The organism is Chitinivibrionales bacterium (assembly GCA_014728215.1).
Lineage (GTDB): Bacteria > Fibrobacterota > Chitinivibrionia > Chitinivibrionales > WJKA01 > WJKA01.
In genome coordinates this window covers 40,388-62,426 of the sequence record WJLZ01000068.1, presented here as the reverse complement: position 1 = coordinate 62,426, position 22,039 = coordinate 40,388, and the positions used below count along the sequence as shown (strand labels likewise).

General features: G+C 46.5%; 18 protein-coding genes. 2 read left to right on the top strand and 16 right to left on the bottom strand.

Annotated features, from left to right (window positions below; all coding sequences use genetic code 11):
* Positions 1-81 precede the first annotated feature (81 nt).
* Together GF401_04655 and asd are read left to right on the top strand one after the other, a co-directional pair.
* Positions 82-624, top strand: coding sequence for a hypothetical protein (locus GF401_04655; GenBank protein ID MBD3344336.1), 543 nt, complete (start codon positions 82-84; stop codon positions 622-624).
* A 329-nt stretch (positions 625-953) separates the two neighbouring features.
* Positions 954-2,069: an aspartate-semialdehyde dehydrogenase gene (gene asd / locus GF401_04650; protein ID MBD3344335.1), complete on the top strand. Its 1,116-nt coding sequence runs from the start codon at positions 954-956 to the stop codon at positions 2,067-2,069.
* Positions 2,070-2,098: 29 nt separating this feature from the next.
* Here asd and GF401_04645 read toward each other — a convergent pair whose 3' ends face one another.
* The 16 genes from GF401_04645 to GF401_04570 form a co-directional block, all read right to left on the bottom strand.
* Entirely contained in the window at positions 2,099-3,484 is a 1,386-nt protein-coding gene (locus tag GF401_04645) for an HD domain-containing protein (GenBank protein ID MBD3344334.1), read from the bottom strand.
* A complete protein-coding gene (locus GF401_04640; GenBank protein ID MBD3344333.1) occupies positions 3,485-5,317 on the bottom strand; it encodes an HDOD domain-containing protein in 1,833 nt (610 codons plus the stop codon).
* Positions 5,318-5,596: 279 nt separating this feature from the next.
* Complete coding sequence (locus tag GF401_04635) at positions 5,597-7,051, bottom strand: exopolysaccharide biosynthesis polyprenyl glycosylphosphotransferase (protein ID MBD3344332.1); 1,455 nt, start codon at positions 7,049-7,051, stop codon at positions 5,597-5,599.
* Positions 7,052-7,085: 34 nt separating this feature from the next.
* The gene (locus GF401_04630; GenBank protein MBD3344331.1) at positions 7,086-8,276 is read right to left on the bottom strand and encodes a cofactor-independent phosphoglycerate mutase; all 1,191 of its coding nucleotides are present in this window, start codon (positions 8,274-8,276) and stop codon (positions 7,086-7,088) included.
* Between the two features lie 56 nt (positions 8,277-8,332).
* A complete protein-coding gene (gene thrC / locus GF401_04625) occupies positions 8,333-9,685 on the bottom strand; it encodes a threonine synthase (protein ID MBD3344330.1) in 1,353 nt (450 codons plus the stop codon).
* Between the two features lie 11 nt (positions 9,686-9,696).
* A complete protein-coding gene (locus GF401_04620) occupies positions 9,697-10,992 on the bottom strand; it encodes a homoserine dehydrogenase (GenBank protein MBD3344329.1) in 1,296 nt (431 codons plus the stop codon).
* A gap of 78 nt (positions 10,993-11,070) precedes the next feature.
* Entirely contained in the window at positions 11,071-11,337 is a 267-nt protein-coding gene (locus GF401_04615; protein ID MBD3344328.1) for an HPr family phosphocarrier protein, read from the bottom strand.
* A complete protein-coding gene (locus tag GF401_04610; protein MBD3344327.1) occupies positions 11,334-12,284 on the bottom strand; it encodes an MCE family protein in 951 nt (316 codons plus the stop codon). The genes GF401_04615 and GF401_04610 overlap by 4 nt, the downstream gene beginning before the upstream one ends.
* A gap of 116 nt (positions 12,285-12,400) precedes the next feature.
* Positions 12,401-12,769, bottom strand: a complete 369-nt coding sequence (gene raiA, locus GF401_04605; GenBank protein ID MBD3344326.1) for a ribosome-associated translation inhibitor RaiA — start codon at positions 12,767-12,769, stop codon at positions 12,401-12,403.
* 33 nt (positions 12,770-12,802) lie between these two features.
* Positions 12,803-13,756: a lipoyl synthase gene (gene lipA / locus GF401_04600; GenBank protein MBD3344325.1), complete on the bottom strand. Its 954-nt coding sequence runs from the start codon at positions 13,754-13,756 to the stop codon at positions 12,803-12,805.
* Positions 13,749-15,161: an RNA polymerase factor sigma-54 gene (rpoN, locus tag GF401_04595; GenBank protein ID MBD3344324.1), complete on the bottom strand. Its 1,413-nt coding sequence runs from the start codon at positions 15,159-15,161 to the stop codon at positions 13,749-13,751. The genes lipA and rpoN overlap by 8 nt, the downstream gene beginning before the upstream one ends.
* A gap of 103 nt (positions 15,162-15,264) precedes the next feature.
* Positions 15,265-16,017 carry an LPS export ABC transporter ATP-binding protein gene (gene lptB / locus GF401_04590; protein MBD3344323.1) on the bottom strand — a complete coding sequence of 251 codons (753 nt, stop codon included), beginning with the start codon at positions 16,015-16,017 and terminating at the stop codon, positions 15,265-15,267.
* A 102-nt stretch (positions 16,018-16,119) separates the two neighbouring features.
* Positions 16,120-17,226, bottom strand: coding sequence for a hypothetical protein (locus GF401_04585; GenBank protein ID MBD3344322.1), 1,107 nt, complete (start codon positions 17,224-17,226; stop codon positions 16,120-16,122).
* Entirely contained in the window at positions 17,223-17,855 is a 633-nt protein-coding gene (gene lptC, locus GF401_04580; GenBank protein MBD3344321.1) for an LPS export ABC transporter periplasmic protein LptC, read from the bottom strand. Before lptC ends, GF401_04585 begins: the two co-directional genes overlap by 4 nt.
* Positions 17,813-18,688: a hypothetical protein gene (locus tag GF401_04575; protein ID MBD3344320.1), complete on the bottom strand. Its 876-nt coding sequence runs from the start codon at positions 18,686-18,688 to the stop codon at positions 17,813-17,815. Before GF401_04575 ends, lptC begins: the two co-directional genes overlap by 43 nt.
* Before the next feature lie 62 nt (positions 18,689-18,750).
* A complete protein-coding gene (locus GF401_04570) occupies positions 18,751-22,038 on the bottom strand; it encodes an isoleucine--tRNA ligase (GenBank protein MBD3344319.1) in 3,288 nt (1,095 codons plus the stop codon).
* Position 22,039: the final 1 nt, after the last annotated feature.

The window sequence follows — 22,039 nt, the reverse complement described above, 5'->3', positions numbered from 1 at the left end:
CGGATACTCAACATCATCTCTTTGTGGCATGGCCGTGAAGGCCATGCCGTACATCAATCAGATTTAACAGCAGGAATACCCATGGATTTTGATTTTATTCGACAGCTTATCCCGATAATATTTCTAATTATCTGGTTTTTTGCCCGTGCCCAGGCACGCAAAAAGGAACAACAGGCCGAAAAAGAATTTGAGCAAATGGAAAAATCCAGGAAACCCGCCGGACCGGCAAATCCTCAATCGCCTCAGGAACAAAAACCCGACCGGCAGCTTTTTCAGGGCCCGGTATCATCGGTCAAAGATGACCTTAAAGGGTTCTTTAATGATATAAGCGATGCAATAAAAAAGGACTTGCCTTCATCGGGAGCAGAAAAACCTGAAGTGCTCCGCCGGCAGCAGGAAAAACAGGTTGCAAAGGAAAAGGCTCCGACGCCAAGGACTGAACACAAAAAGACAGCGATCGAAAAGAAATCTCAAAGACCTGCGAAACCCAGGCCCAGCCTTGCCGCAAAAGAGCCAGGGCAGAAAAAAACAAAAGAATATCCCCTGGAGCTATCACCGGAAAAACTCCGCGACGCTGTTGTTCTTTCCGAAATACTCGCTCCGCCAGTGGGGCTGAGGAAATAAGCGACACCGTATGTTTTTGTAGCAGAAGATAATTTATCTGATTGTTCCATTCCGACATCATGAGTTAGCAGTACCCGCCCGGTTTTGTGGCCCTGTCACTAACGTGATGTTCGGCGAGAACATATTTTAATATGCTATGAAATAAATACTACAATATATTATTTTATTCTGGTCAATGGTGACTACTTCACGATGGTGGAGTAGTCTTTTTTTTGGGATAAAAACATGTTTTTACTCGAGTTACGAAGCATTTACGGCCTTTCACGACACATTGAGATATGGGGTCTAATTGTTTCGAATTTCGAATTATCATACTCAGGGAGGTAATAGTGCTTAAGGTTGGTTTTATTGGTTGGCGCGGCATGGTTGGTTCGGTTCTTATGGGGCGAATGAATGCCGAAAACGATTTCAATGGATTTGAACCCCTCTTTTTTTCCACTTCGCAGGTCGGCCTGCAAGGTCCTGATATCGGCATGGATATTCCGGCTCTTCAGGATGCTTTTTCTATCGACATCCTCAAAGGTATGGATATTATAATAACCTGTCAGGGGGGTGATTATACAAGAAAAGTCTATCCCGAACTCCGGAAAAGCGGCTGGAAAGGTTACTGGATCGATGCAGCTTCTGCATTACGCATGGATAACGACAGCATCATAGTTCTCGACCCGGTAAACCGCGAAATAATCGACAAAGGATTGTCTTCGGGCATAAAAAACTATATCGGCGGTAATTGTACTGTCAGTCTCATGCTTATAGCGATTGCAGGGCTGTTTGAGAAGGGACTGGTCGAATGGGTGTCCTCCATGACCTATCAGGCGGCTTCAGGGGCCGGTGCGAAAAACATGATCGAGCTGGTAAAACAGATGGCCGCACTGGTGGAGGCATCAAAAAGTGCCCTCGATAATCCGGCAGCCTCGGCACTCGAGTATGATTCGCTGGTAACCGCAAAGCTCAGGGACGGCTCTTTGCCGGTTGACAACTTTACTCAGCCCCTTGCCGCAAGCCTTCTTCCATGGATCGACAAACCAATGGAGAATGGGCAGAGCAGAGAAGAATGGAAAGGATATGCCGAAACAAATAAAATTCTCCAGAGCGATCCGTTGATTCCTGTGGACGGAATCTGTGTTCGTATCAGCTCGATGCGCTGTCATAGTCAGGGTTTGACTATCAAACTCAACAAAGATATTCCCGTTGATGAAATCCAGAATATTATCGGGCAATCAAATGACTGGGTAAAAGTGGTCCCGAACGAAAAAGAGGTCTCACTTAAGGAGTTAACCCCGGCAGCGGTGACCGGCACCCTGAGTGTTCCTATCGGCCGGATCAGGAAAATGAATTTAGGGCCTCAGTTTATCTCTGCTTTTAGTGTTGGTGATCAGCTACTCTGGGGTGCTGCAGAACCGGTCAGACGAATGCTGCGCATTGTGCTTGACCATCTGAGTTGATCGATACGCGACCTTGCCGCGCAATTCGTCTAAAAGCCATCCATAATGCCGACTGCATTCATACAGTCATTTGGCAGGGCTTTGACTATCTGTACACTCGAATCTTTATGTAAATCGATTTGAGTAATCTTTTCTTTGCTATAGGGGGTCCCGGATTTATCAGTAAGAACACTGACTACCGGTTTGGCAAAGGAGTCTTTATTTGTATCGATTACCTTTGCAATCCGGTCGTCGTTGAGCTGGACAAGACTACCAACCGGAAACAGCGATGCATATTGCAGAAAGGCCTTGGTATACTCGCTTGAAACAAGATTTCTTTTGGTCATTTTTATGATGTTTTCCATAGCCTTGTAGGGAATCAGCGGCCGTCGATAGCTTCGGGGAGACGACATCGCTTCATAAACATCGGCGACCTGAACAAGCTTTGCAAACCGGTGAATTAGACGGGTCCCCCGCTGCTTGGGATAGCCCCGTGCATTTACCCGCTCATGACTCTGATAGGAAATAATGGGCACCGATTCCGGCAGCCCTTTTATTTTTTCCATTAAATGAAGCCCCAGAATGGGATGCTTCTGGACCTCAAACCATTCATCTTCGGTGAGTTTTTTTTCCTGAATCCGTATTTTTTCCGGCAACAGCAGCATACCGACATCATGAAGAATAGCGCCCATGCCGATTTCCATGACCTGGAATTCGTTATATCCGCATGCCGCAGCAATATTGACAGACAAAAGACAGACATTCAACGAGTGACTGTAGAGATAATCCTTCCCTTTATGTTTTATACCCGAAATATTGAGAAGTATATTTTTATCGGTGACAAACAGTTTCACAAATCGTGATACAGTAGAGCGAACCTCCTGTGCATTGACATCCCCTCCCTGTGCACACCTGTTGAGAAGTTCGGTTGTTTCGCTTAACGCTTCCTCATACTGATTTGCCACACGCTCTTTGTATTCTTCAGTCCGTTCCGCTACCGAGATCTGCGTGGCCTTATCGGCCAGTGCACGGCCGAAGGGCCTGTCGGCCGTGCCTTGCGACTTGATGCGCTTGTCAAGATTAAAGGTGATTTCACTTTTTTTTAGTTGTTCGAGTCCTATTCTGCCCTCTTTGATATTACTCACTACCGGCGATTTTTCAGGAGGTGGCGCTTCAGTCTGTTTTTCCGGCTCCAGTTCAAAATCATCAACAGCATCAAACTGCCGGGAAATGATATGTTGAAGCTCTTCTTCTTCACTCGATAGTTTCAGGAAGACTTCGAAAATATTACGCCGCCTCAGGATATCAAGATGACGCTCGGTTATCACCATACCCTTGGCAATAAGAAGTTCTCCTTTTTCCGAAAGATATTCCTGAGTTGCAACAGCACCCGGCTCTATGCTCTCAAGAGAAATTTTCTTCGTGGTCGTTCCCATTTAAACTTCAGCCTCAATTTCCGATATATCTTCAGACCCGGTATCCGTCCTGATCGCTTCCGAATCAAAGGGCACGAATTCAATCACCTTCCCCATTAAGATCTCCATGATAATTCGGTCGAGATGGCGGAGATCACAGCTTTGATCCATAAATGAACACTTTTTCACCGCATCATGATCTGGAAGTGATGAATGTGTATCAATACAGATCAGCAGGGGAGCAAATTCCGGTTGATTTTGCGCATCGCCTTTTTTGATTATTCCTGTATATTGGTCGATCTTTTCAGGGGTGACATTTTCATCGGCCCAGATCAGAACTAAATCGAGTTTACCATCAAATTCATGAATTTTTTCCAGGGATTTAACCCATTTAACATTCATACCCTCTTTTTGCAGATAAAGCGCTGGCGGAATCATAATCTCCTTTGCTGCATTTACAATTCCCACGGCTCTTTCCTCGGCACCTTCAATTCCCTGTCCTTGCCGTAAAAAATCCCGCTCCTCAAGCTTAAGAAACTGGCGGAACAGATTAATATCCCGATAAACATTTTCTATAAAATCTTTGGTAATCCCGGCCTGCATTTTCACCGCCCGGAAAGCCCAATTGGGTATTGGCCTGATAAACTGATCGGCTTCACTACCAAGATGCATCAATTTTGCCAGCACATTACCCATACCCACGCAAAGGGACAGTTTTTGCCCGGCCGTATCAAGTTTGCCTTCCAAAGAACGATAGCCGGTATGTTTAACCACAGCTTCGGTAATCTGCTCGGGCATTCTCCACTTGGCGAACAGTTCTTTTATCACATCGTTGTGATTAATTCCCAAAAATGCGGTCTCCTTGGCAATATACTGACAGCCTTCCTCCGCTGTTTTTTCGAGTATTTCAGCAAAAATATCGGAAAAAAATTCATCCATGATCAGAATACCGAGATCATGGAGAAGTCCCGATAAAAAAGCTTCCTCGGTGGAGATACCCCCCATTCGTTTGGCAAACGCTTCTGCGAAAACAGCGCAGGCAAGTGAATGGTACCAGAAGTTTATCCTGTCAAAGCCGTAATTTCTATTTTCTTTTTCGACCAGATCCATTACCGCCATCCCCATCACGATCCGCTTGGTTTCTCTGAACCCGATTCGGACTACGGCATCTTTTATCGAGCTGATTCGACGGTTGGAAGAGGCAAAAAAGACACTGTTTGAGACTTTCAGAATGTTTGCAGAAATTATCGGATCCGAATTGATTACCTTCCCGAGATCAACGGCACCCGCCTTTGGATCATCGGCAAGTTTCAGCACCTTTGCTACGGTGAAAGGAAATGCAAGCAACCCGGCGACATGATGTACCATTATCTGTATCTTTTTTGTCGGCAATGTATCGGTATCCCGCAAAGCCGACGTATCATCCATCGCATTCGCATTTTCTTCTTTATTCTCATCATCTTTCAAAGACTTATTAATAAGTTTCAATTTTGTGTCAATCGTATTAAGGAGCACCGAAAATTTCAAGGGTCGTTCGAGATATTCATTTACTCCCTTTTTTAAAATGCCCTGCCTGACAGGAGTATCGGCTCTGTCTCCATAGGCGATAATCGGTACCTTACGGGTTTTTTTATGTTGCCGCAAAAGCTTTACAAAGTGACCTTGGTCGGTGTGAAGTCTGGGAAATTCGACAATCAGGATATCAGGTAAAAACTGGAGCATTTTGATGTAATTTTTGTAATCTGGTCGGAATAATATAACATCGACACCTCGCTGGCGAAACGCCATTGTAAGAATCTGCTCTTCACGCTCATTTTCGGTGGTGAGCATCATGATGACCATGGGGAACTCCATATAAGAAAAAGCTACTGCCCGAACATTTTTTTAGCGAGCTAATCCGTTTTTGTATTATACTCCTTTTTTTTCCATTATTCAATAGATTTTCGCTATGACAATTAAATCCTGATTTGCGACACAGAATTGCTTTATTTAATCATTTTTAGCGGATGAATAATCAGGTATGCATCTCTAACTGATACTTTGTATACCTGTTATGTTTTGAGAAACAAATGTTTAAAGGCTTATTTTAATTTTAAAAGCATGCAGGAGGAAAGGTCTTTACAATAAATCGGCTTAATGAGCACCTTTTCCGGTAAATACGACCAGGATGGTTCTGAGCATTATTTTAAGGTCCAGCATGAGGGACATGTTTTCGAAATAATAGAGATCGTACATGACCTTCTGCTTTACATCTTCAATAGTTTCATCATATTTATGTTTCACCTGGGCCCACCCGGTAATTCCGGGTCTCATCTTTAATCGTCTGATATACCAGGGGATCTCTTTTTTCAATTTCTCGATAAAAACAGGGCGTTCGGGACGGGGACCGACAAGGCTCATTTCCCCTTTAAACACATTAATAAATTGAGGGATTTCATCGATACGGGTTTTTCTGATAAATCGACCGACCGGAGTAATACGCGGATCATCCTTGACCGCCCATTGCGGTCCCGATCGTGATTCTGCATCCTGATACATGGAGCGGAACTTATAGAGCATAAAAGGTTTTCCGAACTTTCCTGCCCGTTTCTGGCTGTAAAGAGCCGGGCCGGGAGAATTCCATTTAATCACAAGGGCGATCATCCCCCATAGCGGTGCCCCAAATCCGAGAACGAGCATCGATGCCAGAATATCGATCAACCGTTTGACCTGTGCCTCCCAGGGTGACATATGATCCTGCAACAAAACCATAAGCGGGACGCCGAAAATCTGGTGGGTCTTGAAATGCCCCGAGATAACATCAAGAAGTGAAGGAATCATGTAAATATCAACCTTGACATCAACACAATACTCTATCACCCGCATGATTTCGTTGGCGGAAGTCGAAACATGAGAAATGATAATTCCCTGAATCTGCTCTTTTTTTACCACGGAAGGAATATCAGAATAGGTGCCGAATACCGGCAAATTTTCGAGTGCATTCCCTTTCTTTCGACCGTCGTCATCGATAAAACCGACGACCCGGTTTCTGAGATGGGGATAATGTTTAATTTCCCGAACCAGCTTTGAACCCGATTCATTGGCACCTATGATCAAGACTTTTCTGGTCCCGATTCCCTTTGCAGCCAGCCAGCTGAGAAATGAATGTATTAACAAACGATTCGCCGTAGCAAAAAAGAGAAAACATGCCCCATAGGTCACCATGATGGCGATTGTTGCATGGGTAAAGAACACCGGCGATTTTCCGGTTTTCATATACTGGTAAAGTTCATGACCCCGGGTGATGAGCAGTACGATTATCAATCCGATAATGACCGCTTTGGTCACTGCAAAAAAGACATCGATACGTGATTCTTTATACCACTCTCTGTACAACCCGGTAAAAAAGAAGAGGATTATCCACCCGAACGATATTGTCAGAACCGGTCCGACAGGCACAAAATATGAAACGATATCAACATCTGGGTTGTAAAGTTCTGCAAAAAGTCCGCTTTTGTAACGAAGCCACACCGAGGCAATAAAGGCAATATTAAACGCGATGAAATCAAGAATGAGTGTTCCAAATTTTTCTAAAATCTTTATTCTCATGGTCCCTTACAAACGACGTTTTCAGGAGTTGGAATTAATCAAAGTTCCCCTTGATAAATCGATCAAAAAGTTCCACCCCACTTACTATTTCCGAATCATGGGCGGATTTCTCACAATAGGTTTGAGCATGGTTGGCGGCGATATGCGTTCCGCACATTGCATAGGGTACCGGCATGTCATGATGGGTTTTCATTGATACAGGGGTAGCGTGGTCGGGAAGAACACATATTCGCAAATCTTTCATCTGATCTTTCAGTTTCCTTATCTCTCCCACCACATTCCGGTCGAATGCTTCAATAGCGGTAATCTTTTTCTCCAGGGACCCTTCATGGGACGTCTCATCGGGTGCTTCAACATGGAGATACACAAAATCCTGAGTTTCGAGCGCTGTTGCCGCGGCACTCACTTTTCCTGCATAATTAGTATCGAGGTAGCCGGTAGCCCCCGGAACGTTACAAACCGTAAGACCGGCCAGAACTCCCAATCCTTTTACCAGGTCGACGGCCGAAACAACTGATCCTGAGAGGGAATACCGTTCTGCGAGAGTGGGAAGTGCAATTGCAGATCCCTGTCCCCACAACCATATATCGGTCACCGGACATTTTCCCCGGCTTATCCTTTTTTTGTTTACCGGAGAACGGGCCAGTATATCTCTGGCCTGGTAAAAAAGATCCAGGACCCGCTCTTGTCCCGTGCCCTGAGGTAAAAATGGTTTATACTCCCGTCCGGAAATATCATGAGGTGGTGTACACTTCAGATCGCCTTCGGGAAAATCGCTTACAACAGCAAGATGACGGTAACTGACACCCGGATGAAAGCAGACCGAATCGGAATCAAGCGATTCTTTAAGTTCGCCGATTATTGCATGAGCATCATCGGTTTCAATATGACCGGATGAATAATCGACCATGTTTTTCGAGTCGAGGTTGACCAGGTTACAGCGGAACGCCTTGTCTCCCTGCCTGAGATCCACTCCCATGCTCGCAGCTTCAATCGGTGCACGACCGTCGTAATACTGCTGGGGATCATACCCCATGAGCGACATATTGGCAACATCACTGCCCGGCGGCATTCCGGAAGGAACCGTCTGCACTTTTCCAACAATTCCATCATGGGCACAGGCATCCATGTGAGGTGTAAGGGCATACTCAAGAGGAGTTTTGTTATCCAGCGATTTCTGGGGAAAATCCGCCATTCCGTCGCCAATTAAAAGTGCATATTTCATAGGCGTTCCTTACGCATTACGCATTCCCTGCTGCGCGGATTTATAGGAATTTTAAATTATGAAGATTTCTGATGTTTTTCGATGAAGTCAAGAAGTACATCTGCATCGGCCGGCAGTTGAACAGGTTTATTACTGTACCCGTGGGTATCGATTTTCTGCTTACCCTCAACGGTTGTTTTCCTTACCGCATCAAGATAGAGCTCATCTTTGTGAAATTCTACACTGTAATCGGGATCTTTTAATAAATGACCGGTCAGAATACAGACAGCTTTTTCGGACTTATCGACTATTCCCTTTTCGACAAGCTTCTTGCATCCGGCAACCGTCGTAGCCGATGCGGGTTCGGACCCGATACCGTCGGCGCCGATCCTGCTTTTGGCAACGGCAATTTCTTCTTCCGTCACTTCCTCGACAATACCGCTTGAATAATCAACCGCATACCAGGCCTTTTCGAAACTGACCGGGTTACCGATCTTTATTGCCGTAGCCCTGGTTTGTGCCTGAACCGGGGCCAGCGTTCTTTCGCCCGTAGAAAAGCTTTTATAAAGGGGATTCGCTCCCTGAGCCTGGATAACTGCAACACGGGGTATTTTATCGATAAATCCACACGCCTTCAACTCATCAAAGGCCTTGCCGAAAGAGCTGGAATTCCCGAGATTTCCGCCCGGAACAATAATCCAGTCGGGCATGGTCCATCCGAGCTGATGGAATAATTCGATCATTATTGTTTTCTGTCCTTCGATGCGAAAGGGGTTTATCGAATTGAGAAGATAAATACCGCCTTTATCGCACACCTCCTGAACAACATGCATGGCAGCATCAAAATCACCGTTGATCTGGATTGTCATCGATCCATAATCGAGGGCCTGCGACAATTTACCATAGGCAATCTGGCCTTCGGGAATAAAAACAATACTCTTCATACGAGCCCGGGCTGCATAGGCCGCCATTGATGCGGAGGTATTTCCTGTCGATGCACAGGCAACCATGCGGGCTCCTAATTTTCTCGCCATCGTGATCGCAGTGGTCATCCCGTTGTCTTTAAACGATCCGGTGGGATTGCTTCCCTGATGCTTTGCATGAAGTTTATCCATACCGGTATATTCTGCACATAAAGGAAGAGAATAAATCGGTGTATTGCCTTCCCACATGGTCACAATATTATCGAAAGGCCTGAATGCCGGTAGAAACTCCCGGTAGCGCCAGACTCCGCTGCGATCGACCGGATTCCTCGAAATTAAACGAAGGCTGAACAGTGTCTTGAGTTCCTCTATCTCCTTGGGGGTATACTGAGGAAGAGGATTGACTACCTCAAGCAGAGTCCCTTCATCATCCTTATATCGCACTTGATCGATCGGATACTGCTTTTCGGGCTTTTTTCCAAAGGTGCGTAAATAAGCTTTTTCCATAATACTTCTGGTTAATCCTCTATTCTGATAAGCTGTGTTTTACTTCGGGTAAAATCCATTTTTTCGACTTCAGCCAGTGCTTCCTGAATATTTTTCTCCGTGGCCTGATGCGTGAGAATAATCACCGGCACACACTCTTCAGAGAAACCTTCCCGTTGAACAACCGATGCTATGGAAATATCTTTTTTGCCTAACATCGTTGCGATGGTGGCCAACACCCCCGGCTTATCGCAGACCGTGAAACGAAGGTAATATCGTGATGTTATGGACTCCATCGGCTGAAGCGTCAGCATGTTTTCTTTCCGGTAATAGTCCATGGGTATGCGGCGAGGCACGCCCGACAGGATATTCCGGGCAACATCAATAATATCGCTGACTACCGCCGAGGCCGTCGGCATTTCACCGGCACCTCGCCCGTAAAGCAACATGTCACCAACAGCGTCTCCCTCAAGAAGCACCGCGTTGAAAACATCAGACACCGAGGCCAGGATATGCGCATTGGGAAGCATAGCCGGGTGTACACGGACATCAATGACACCATCCCGCTCCTTTATGATGCCCAGAAGTTTGATACTGTATCCCAGATCGCGGGCACAGGCAATATCATCCGGGGTAATTCCTGTTATTCCTTCCACGCTGATGCGCTCGAACGGAACATACCCTCCGTAGAGCAGGGATGCCATAATCGCCACTTTATGCCCCGTATCTCCGCCTTCGATATCAAGGGTGGGATCGGCTTCGGCATATCCAAATTTCTGAGCATCCGCCAGCACCTGCTTAAAAGGAAGCTGCCTGGTTGACATTTGTGTTAAAATGTAATTGCAGGTACCATTAATAATGGTTTTTATCGAACTGATTTCATTGCCGACCATCGCCTCCCGGATCGACTTAATGGTCGGCATACCGCCGCCTACCGCAGCTTCAAAATAGACCGAAACATTATTGCTGTCGGCGGCTTCGAAAATTTCGGGACCATGCTCGGCAATCAACGCTTTGTTTGCGGTGACAACATGCTTTCCCCGTTTCAGTGCCGCCAGGGTAATCTCCTTTGCAAATGTTGTTCCGCCAACCAGCTCGACAACTATTTGAATCGATTCATCGTTCAGGATATCATCGGAATCGCCGCTGCAGAGTGTATCACCCACCGGCAAATCGGTAAACCGATCAGTTTGCTTATCAACAATACGCTTCAAGGCAACGGGCAGGCCAAGCCTGGTGTTGAAAAAACCGAGTTGTTTATGGATGATCTTTACCACGCCACCGCCAACAGTCCCGGCGCCGATAAGACCTATATTAATTGTACCCATAACGATAAACCCTTCCTTATTATCCTTGCTCTCGGTGCAAAACAGCAGCAGACAGGGGCTCAGAAAAGAATGAAAACGCTATTCCTCATGAAATTTTTCTTCAAACAGGCGTGCAATTGCCTCCACCGCCTCTTCTTCATCTTCCCCCGATGCCCGAACTTTTACCGTCGATTTAAAAGCCGCTGCAAGCATCATCACATTTATTATGCTCTTGGCATCAGCGCTGATACCGTCCTTTTCCAAAGTAACGGCCGACTTGAATTTATTCGCTGTTTCGACAATCATCGATGCAGGACGCGCATGGATGCCGAGGCTGTTTATTACCGGAATATCTCGTTCAATCATTCTTTGTTTTTGTCTCTTTTTTTTCTGAAACCAATTCGCAACTTCAATCCGTCCTCACGAACCTCTTTAACCAAATTGTCGAGTTCATCGACGGATTGTTTCACATCATCATAAAATGCATCATCAGCAAGCATTTTTCCCAGCGCACTGTTGCCACTTTCAATGTCGGTGAGCATTACCTGTACCGAGGTGCTTATCGAATCGATACCATCGGCAATGACCAGTGCCTGATCGGAAAGCTGTGCACCGTTTTTTACCAGCTTGTTGATATCGCCCTTATTCTCAGCGATTATTTCTCTGATCTCATCGGAAACCACATACAGATTATTAATTGACCGTTCGATTTCCTTTTTATTTTCAGAGACAAGTGCATGGCCGAATTTGCTGATTTCATCAAGCCTGCCGAGGATTTCATCGAAAACTACGATAAAGGTCGTATCCCCGATTGTTTCATTGACAATCGATTCAACGTTATTAACCAGGACTTCGACCTCACCAAGCACCGTTCCGATCATCCCCATAGCTTCGGCAATGCCGCTGTCGAAATGACCGGGTATATACTGTGACGGCTTGCCGCTTTTTTTATCCGGCTCATAGGGGGTTCCTTTACTCGACAGCTGAATGCCGATCATGCGTTCGCCCATAATTCCGATATTCTGAACGGTCACCCTCGAAGAATCGGTCAGCACGACACTCTCATCGATCTTGCATACAACAGCAACACTGTCCCCCTGCAGGGATATATCGGCGACGACACCCTTTTTTACACCGTTTACCATTACGGGGTCGCCAAGCTGCAGGGTGCCGATATTTGGAAAAAGAACCGTATATTCGACTTTTTTTCGCGAAACATTGACTTCCTTAAGCCAGAGCACGCTGGTTATCAGAATAAGAAGAGCGATAAGGATGGACCCGCCGACAATAAGGTCCATATTTGTCTTTTTCACAAATTATATCCTTTCTCCGAGCAAAGGTGCCTCGGGCGCCGCCCGGTTCCGGCAACATTTATATCGTAAGAAATTAATTTCCGGGCAGAATGCCATGCCGTCTCAAGTACAACTCTCTATTCAAATTCTTCGACCGCACCCTCCGATTCCCTTCTCTTCCGCTCCAGTTCCATCTCAACGACTCCGATTTTGACTCCTTTATGGTTTTTTATTTTCTCGTTAATTTTTTTCAGTTGTCGCTCTGTTTTGCTCAGAGCCTGATCGAACGCTTTTCCCAGATTCTCCGCTTTGCCGACTCCGGTAATCGTATGGTTCTGAACATTGACGACAATCTCAACCTTTTTTGTTATCGATTCTTCATCAATAATAACCCGGCAGGAAGTAATTTTCTCATGAAACTTCTCCAGCTTTTCGATGTCGTTCTTGATCGATTCCTTCATTCCCTCTGAAGCTTTTGAATGACGATAGGTTACTTGTACTTCCATTACTCGGCTCCTTTCATGCAAAGCAGTAGCATATTATGTATCAGTGGTACCAGAATGGTTTTGAATCTTTTCGAAAATTTCTCCGGCTCTATAGGAGCTTCTGACAAACGGTCCTGCGGCAACTTCGATAAATCCCATTTCCCGGGCCCGAGCGTTATAATGCTCGAACTGCTGTGGAGCAATAAATTCGACCACCCGTGCCTGCGAGGGTGAGGGTTGAAGATATTGACCAATGGTAAGGATCGTACACCCGGCCTTTCGCAGATCTTCAAAGGATTTTAGTACCTCGGTATCCTTTTCCCCAAGCCCGAGCATTACTCCGGATTTAATCTGCAATGTTTTTTGTAACTGCGCTGCATATCTGAGCACATTAAGAGACTGCCGATAATTTGCCTGAGGTCTGATTGAAGGATAGAGTCGCGGAATTGTTTCGATATTGTGATTAAAAACATCGATTCCGCTCGATACGACAGTATCGATGGATGCAGTGTTTCCCTTAAAGTCGGGAACCAGAACTTCAACCCCGATACCTGGTATACGTTGTTTGAGTTCCCCTACTGTTTTCGCAAAATGGGATGCTCCACCGTCGGGGAGATCATCCCGGGTCACCGAGGTAATCACGACGTAGCGAAGACCGAGTTCTTTTGCGGCGGTACAGAGTTTTTCCGGTTCATCTGGGTCAAGAGAACCGGGGATCCCCGATTCAACGCTGCAAAAGGAACAACTTCTGCTGCAGACATCACCCATAATCAGGAACGTGGCTTTGCCCGCGCCATAACACTCACACCGGTTGGGGCACTTTGCCTCTTTGCAGACGGTATGAAGTCCTCTGCCCGCGAGACGGCGTTCAACGGCAAATTTCTGTCCCCCCGGAGGTACCGGACGTTTCAACCACTCAGGAAAACGCTCCCGGGAAGATTGTCGTTCCGAGGGTGTCTGAGATGAATCTGAAAATCTGTTTGTACGGTTATTGCAGTAACTAATCATACTTTTGTCTCAGGCGCGCCGGAAGGATTCTCACCTGTTCTCGATACTTTGCAACAGTCCTCCGGGCAACCTTGAGGTCCTCACGCTTCAAAAGATCAGAAATCCGCTGGTCCGATAACGGCTTTTTGGGATTTTCATTCTCAACCAGTTCACGAATGCGGTTCTTGATCTTCTCCGAAGAGACATCGCCGCCATTCGCACCTTGGCCAATCGCTTCTGTAAAGAAATATTTCAGTTCGAAAATTCCATGGGATGTCTGCACATACTTGTTGCTGGTAACCCTGCTGACCGTCGATATGTGCATTTCGATCATGTCTGCGATATCCTGCAATTTCAGGGGAGAAAGGTTTGGCGGCCCCTTTTCAAAAAAATCGGTCTGCTTCTCGATTATCGCATACATCACCCGGAGCATTGTTGTCTTCCGCTGTTCGATCGATCGAATCAGCCATGATGCGTTATTCAATTTTTCTCTGATATATTTTTTGATCTCCGGTCTTGCGGTACTTCCTCTCCGAATCATATCGGCATATGACCTGCTGATATGAAGTGATGGAATCGATCGATCGTTAAGTGAAACAACAAACTCTCCATCGATTTTTTCAACGATCAAATCGGGAATAATGGTCGACGGACTTTCGCCGGCAACCGAGTATCCCGGTTTGGGATTCAGCGTTTTAATTACATTTATGGCGTCCTGGACATCCTTTGTCTCAACCCCGAGCTGCTGAGCAATATCAGGCACTTTCATTCTCTCGAAGAGATCCCAGGTTTTGCTGATGACTTTCATGGCAAGTGAATCGTGCTTACCCCGGGCTTTAAGCTGGAGAGCCAGGCATTCCTGAAGATTACGGGCGCCAACGCCCGGAGGCTCCATCTGCCAGATAATATTAAGCGCCTCCTCGATTTCATAGACACTGGAGTTCGTTACTTCAGAAACATCATCAAGTCCGACCCGAAGATAACCATCGGAATCCAGGGAACCGATGAGAAACTGAACTAAAAGTGCCATGCGGGGTGACATCTTCTTTTCGGCCAGCTGCCTGCCTAAATATTCGGAAAGGGTTTCACTGTAGGTGGGAGAGGGCTCATACTTCTGTTCCGACGACGATTCGCCTTCACTCATCCTGTTTCCGATATCAAATCCATCCTCAAGATACTCTTCCCAATCTATTTCATCTTCGTCGACTTCCAGTTCTTCTTCTTCTTCGTCCTTCTGTTCTTCAATTTCTTCTTCCAGTTCCGTCTCCTGCTCTTCGGTAGCCTCCAGAACAGGGTTCATTTCCAGCTCGGTCTTGAGGAGCTGTTCCAGCTGCAAGGTATTAACCTGGAGGAGCTTCAGAGACTGTATCATCTGGAACGAAAGCTTCTGCTGAAGCTTTAAGGACATATCAAGACCAAGATTCAATTAAACCTCCATACATGATATAAGGTGTGGTTCAATAATAATATCCTAACATCCAACTCTTCAAAATACAATAGGTAATTTGTTTCTGCCTGCTTGTGCCTATTTAATCAAGTTTAAAGCTCTGGCCGAGATAGATTCGACGGGCTTCGGGGTTCTCAGCCAGCTCCCGAGCCGTACCGGAAATCAGAATTTTTCCTTCGTTCATAATATAAGCCCTGTCGGTAATCCGCAGCGTTTCCCGCACATTGTGATCGGTAATGAGCACACCATACCCCTTATAGCGAAGGTCATGAACAATGCTCTGGATATCCTCAACGGCAATGGGGTCCACTCCTGCAAAAGGCTCATCGAGAAGGATAAAATCGGGCTTAATTGCCAGAGCCCGGGCAATTTCAACGCGACGCCGTTCACCGCCCGAAAGTGTATAGGCTAAATGTTTCTCGAGATAGGAGACATTGAGTTCCTGGAGCAGTTCGCGCATACGATGTTTCCGTTCCTTTGTTCCCATCTTCTGAGTTTCCAGAATCGCCATGATATTTTCACCAACCGACAACTTTCTGAATATCGACGGCTCCTGGGGGAGATAGCCGATTCCCATTCTCGCCCGCCGATACATCGCCTTCCTTGAGATGTCCTTACCGTCAAGATATATTTTCCCCTTGTTGGCACGGATCATGCCGACAATCATATAAAAGGTCGTTGTTTTACCCGCACCATTGGGTCCGAGAAGCCCGACAATTTCTCCCTGGTTGACAACAATGGATACATCGTTGACAACCCGGCGCTTATTATAAATTTTTATCAGTTTATCGGTTTTAATTTCCCGCTTTGCAGTGCCCTTTGAATCACTGTTCATGACGCTCTCCACCCGCTTTGACCGATTGATTTATTTGTCTCATCATTGTGCTCCTCTCCCCCCTGCGTGCTTTACGTACATATTCGTAGACGTAGAGCACGTTTACTGCGGGTAATATACTCCCCTGATGTCTCCCAGCATTTTCAGCCGCACCGCTCTTCCTTCGGCAAACCACGCGGAGAGTGTATCACCACTCGCCTCATTCCGATCATTTGTATTTTCGTCTTCGATATAATAAATACACGCCGCATTTCCCCAGACCAGAGCGTGCCGTATTTCGCTTTTTTCTGCGAATTTGACAATCATGGTCTTACCCGATACCTCATCGGAAAGCAGGGTGTCGTCAACCGAACTGTATTTACTCACCACATTGCCATGGACCCATACAGAATCCAGAAATCCCGAATCGTTCAGGCTCATATACATACTGTCACCCCATATCCGGGTCCAGGTCGTTTCGGCCTCATCAGGACTAATATATAATCCGTACGAATCCCCGCCAACAGATACTCCTTTCAGGGTATCATCACTGAAATAAAGATCTACCGAATCACCGATCAGTTTATGATCGCTGTAAAAAATCCGGGGTTCGGTACGAAGTTGAGCAATGTCCAGCTCTGAAAAATAAAACGCCTCATTACACCGGGCGGTAAGCAGCCCTTTTGAAATAACGACACTGTCGATGACCGATGTCTTGTTCAGTGAATCATCATAGGTCATGTGCTTTCCAAAAATCGTGAGCGTTTCGGCGGCAGCAGTATCGAACCGGAAAAATTTTGGATCCCCCTCGAGCATACAATGTCTTCGCTCGAGATCATATCTGGCACTCTTTCCCAAAACCTGAATCATTTCTGCCGTATCGGCGAAAACAACATTGTTGCGAGCATTAAGGATGTTCTCTTTGCCGTCAAAATGAAGGAAATCACAGGTCAGCCTCTGCGCCTCGCGGGTGACTTTTACCTGATTGGAAAACTTGACCATCTTGTCGCTTCGCCACCACCGGGCGTTCTCAGCCCATACAGTCACATCATCGTATTTAAAAACCACATTGTCTTTGAGATTAACCACCATCTGGTCATCGACAAAAAAACCCTCCATGCTGCCGTAATCGACCAGATTGAGGTCTTGCGCCTGTGCCTGCAACGGCCGACAGATACTCATAGCCGCCACCCAGCAGAGAAAAAGGCGTCCGGATAACCGGTTTCTCATAAGAATTCCTCTTCCTTCTCAACCCGCTCTTTGAAATTTGGAAACAGTCCGAATCCTTCCCTGCCACGCTCCCGGATTGTCCACCGGGAAAAATCCTCATTGGCGTCCAGCCCCTTGCCCCGGATAATATCACCGTTTTTGGTCTCGATCTGAACGTAGGTATTGGTGGTAACCCGGTGGTTACTCTGGCTCCAGCACAGACGCTGGGCTTTTACTTTGAGAGAATCTTCGGTTTTAACGAAAACATTGCCCCATACGGTAAAGGTATCCCTCGACGCATTGGTAGTACCGGAATCGGCAAGTACTCTGGTACCGGTCTGCCCAGACGAATCGAAGAGGGTCAGGACCACCGGAACGGCCAGCATCTTTGATGAATTCCCGATGGATTTGCGCATATAGTCGGTTTTCAGCTCCCACACCTTCCGAGGGCCGTCATAGAGGGAAAGAATCGAATTCTCAAGTTCCTGAACAAGTCCCGGCCCACTGGTTTTTGACTGGGGAAGCTCCTGCTTTGTATTGGTACACCCAAAAAGCAGGAATATGCCTGTTGTTATCACGATAATGCCGATTAGTCTGTGCATAATTCTTATAATTTTCCTGTTTTTTTCTCCGGCGGTTTTCGTTTCCATCGACGGTGCATCCAGACCCACTGTTCGGGATCTCTCCTGATCGCCTCACTTATTATATCATTTGCCGCGGTTACATTATTCAGTAAATCGTCCTTTCCACCCGATTCCTGCAGGGGTAACGGTTCACTGATATAGACACGATGCGTTCCATCTTTTTGCCGGGCGGTGGTGGCAACAAAAGCCGGTATATTAAACCGCATCGCCATCTTTATCGGTCCCGAAGGTGTATTGGCAAGTTTCCCTAAAAAAGGAGCATGAATGCCTTCAACCCGGGTGTCCTGATCTATGAGTACGCCGAGAACCTGTCCCTGATTGAGTCTTCGAATGATTTCGCGCGGATTTTCCTTTCGATGCATATAATCGATATTTTCGCCCCGACGGGCATTACTGATTATATCATCGATCCGCCGGTCATACGCCTCTTGACCAATTGCAAAACTTTTACATCCCATCCGTCCGAAAAGCTGCAAAAGCATTTCAAAACATCCTATATGGGCCGTAATAATAATTACGCCATTACCATTATCATATGCTCGCCGTACCGATTCAAATGAGTCATAATGAACAATTTCAAAAAACTGCCTGTTGGGAGCCTGAGAAAGCCAGAGTGCGTCGAACAGATTCTTTCCCAGGTTAACATAAACCTGATGAGCCGTGTGAGTGATCCGCCGGGCATCCCACTCATCACCATAGATAAATCTCAGGTGCCGAAGGGTCCGCCTTTTTTCTTCATTGGGAAAGAAAAACACCAGGTAACCAATTCCACCGAAAAGTGCAATTCCCAATGGCCGGGGGAGCATCCTGCCGGTTTTTGCTATACAGCGAACCAACAAGTATATAATGTCGTTTTTTATTTTTTGTAATGCTATTTGTTCCTCTGGTCTTTTTAAAATTGTTATTCTGCAAGTGAAATATCCAGTGTTGCCTTCATACCGTTAATTTCGGTTTTCTCTCCGCCTTTTTCCGCAAGGTGTTTATCATCCCACTTGAGAGCAATGGCCAATGTCTCGTTGCATACATATTCTTCGTGACTGGCAACCGCACTCCTGATCGTCTCCTCACCTTCGGCGGCAACGATAATCCGGTCGGTTACCGCAAGATCTCTTTTTTTCCGAAGGTTCTGTATTCTGTTGACAAACTCCCGGGCGATTCCCTCTCTGGCGAGTTCATCGGTAATTTCCGTATCCAGGGCAACCGTGATTTCATCCTGGGTTTCGACTTCGATACCAGGATGCTTTGTCCGCCTGATTTCGATGTCATCGATGCCGATCTGTCTTCCAAGAACCTCATACGTTGCGCCATTCATCATTTCCTGGATCTGTTCCTGGGTAAAACCTTCGATCGTTGCGGCCGCCTCTTTCATCCGGGACCCGAATTCCCTTCCAAGCTTTCTGAAATTCGGCTTTGCGGAAAGGGATACGACCCGGTCTTCGTTCTTATCGAATTCGACCTGCTTGATATTCAGTTCATCCTTAATAAGATCAGCCATGTCGCGGAGCAACTCTCGAATACGGTCATCAATCACGATGAGGGTCATTTTTTTCAACGGCTGGCGATTTTTAATGGTAAAGCGACTCCGCAATATACGTCCCATGATGACCGCCTGCCGTACCAGTCTCATTTTTGTTTCGAGATCCGGATCGATGAGACGGTCATTTTTCCGGGGATAGCCGGTAAGATGAATACTCTGCAGGGCATCACTCACCCTTTTTGCCACAAGATTTTTATAGATGGCCTCGGTGAGAAAAGGAAGAAAAGGCGCCATAACTTTGGAAAATTCCACCAGCACATAGTAAAGCGTTTCATAAGCGTCATTTTTGTCGTCGTCGTTTTCGCTTTTCCAGAAACGACGGCGGCTCCGACGGATATACCAATTGGTGAGATTATCGATAAAATCGACCAGATTCGGTACAACTCTGTACAGATTATACTGTTCCATTTCATTATTCACACCGGCAACCACATGATTCAGGAGCGACACAATCCACCGGTCAAGTTCATTTCCGCTCGACGGCGCGCCTGTTCCCCGGGGCTTCCAGCCGTCAACATTCGCATAGGTAACAAAAAAGGAATAGGCGTTCCAGAAAGGAAGCAACACTGCTCGAGACATTTCCAGAATTCCCTTTTCGGAAAAACGAAGGTCCTCAGCCTTGACCGCTGGAGAATTGATCAGAAAAAGACGAAGGGCATCGGCGCCAAGGGTGTCGAGCACCTCGGACGGCGGTGCATAATTTCGCAACCGTTTCGAAAGCTTTTTACCTTCTTCCGAAAGAATGATTCCGTTGACCACGACATTTTTAAAGGCAGGTTTTCCGAAAAGTGCTGATGCCAGCACGGTCAATGTATAAAACCACCCTCTGGTCTGATCGAGTCCTTCGGCAATGAAATCTGCGGGAAACAGCCGATCGAAATGATTCTCATTGTCAAAAGGATAATGGCCCTGCGCATAGGGCATTGAACCCGACTCGAACCAGCAGTCGAGTACTTCGGGCGTACGAACCATGGGTTCTTTTTTGCAGGAAGGACACGTAAGCTCGAGCATATCCACCACATGGGTATGAAGATCATTAGGAGGAATATCTGCGTTCTCGAGTTTTGCCGCCCAGGAGGTTTCCATACCGTTCTCTTTAAGACGGGATTCGGTCTCCTGCTTCAGGATCTGTTTCAGTTTTTTGATCGTTTCATCATGAAGAGCCTGTCCCTTATCTTCATCGCCATTACCCATAAGTCGGTGCAATTCCTGGATAGAACCGACACATTCCGTATGGCCGCATTCACACGTCCATACCGGCAGGGGAGTGCCCCAGTAACGGTTACGGGAAATATTCCAGTCGGGGGCGCTCTCGACGCCTTTGCCGAACCGTCCGTTTTTCAAATGTTCCGGTACCCAATGGATCGTCCGGTTATTATCAAGCATATTCTGCTTGAGAGGCTCGATTTTCATAAACCAGGTGGTAATGGCCTTGTAAATCAGGGCGGTATCACAACGATAGCAGAAAGGATACCGATGCTGGATTGTGCTCCGATGGACCAGACGCCCCCTTGCCTTGAGCTCTTTGATAATATCCGGATCTGCATCGAAAACCAGCCTGCCTTTCCACGGCGAAACCTCATCGGCAAACCGTCCTTCATCATCAACAGGACAGACAATCGGAAGACCGAGCCGGGCGCCAACCTGAAAGTCGTCCTCACCAAAAGCAGGTGCAACGTGCACAATGCCCGTACCATCTTCGGTTGAAACAAAATCGGCAGTCGTAACCTGAAAAAATTTATCGGACCTGTCGGTAAAAAACTCGAAAATGGGCTGATAGCGTACACCCGACAGTCTGGAGCCAGGAAACTCCTCTACGATTTCATACTCGGATTCGTCTTTGTAATAAGCACCGAGGCGATCCTTTGCCAGAATATAGAGCGATTCACCGTCCCGAATTTTAACATACGGTATGTCCTCGCCGACGGCAAGGACCACATTTGACGGCAACGTCCATGGTGTCGTAGTCCAGACAAGAATTTTTGTTTGAGGATCGTCGGTTAAAGGGAAAGTCACGGTAATCGACGGCCCCTGAGTATCCTGATATCCCTCATTGACTTCAAAATTCGACAGAGGAGTAGCGCACCGGGGACAATAGGGTTGGACCCGAAACCCCTGGTATATCAGTTCTTTTTCCCATACCTGTTTGAACACCCACCAGATGCTTTCCATATAGCCCGGGTCCATGGTACGATACTGATTGTCGAAATCGACCCATCGCCCCATTTTAAGAACGATCTCTTCCCATTGACCTGTATACCGCAACACGATAGAACGGCACGCCTCATTGAAAATGAATCTACCGAGCTTTTCGATATCCCGTTTTCCGGAAACACCCAGTTCCCGTTCCATCTCGTTTTCTACCGGCAATCCATGACAATCCCAACCGAAGCGGCGCTCAACATAATTTCCACGCATAGTCCAGTAACGAGGAATAATATCTTTGAGTGTGCCGGCAAGGAGATGCCCGTAATGAGGGAGTCCCGTTGCAAAAGGAGGACCATCGTAGAAAACATAGGCCTTATTAGTCTGCGTTTTTTGCAGACTTTTGTAAAAAGTCTTATTATCATCCCAGAACTTGAGGATTTCATTTTCAACCTCTGGAAAACTGATCTGATTATTCACCTGATCGAAAAATGTATTATCACTCATA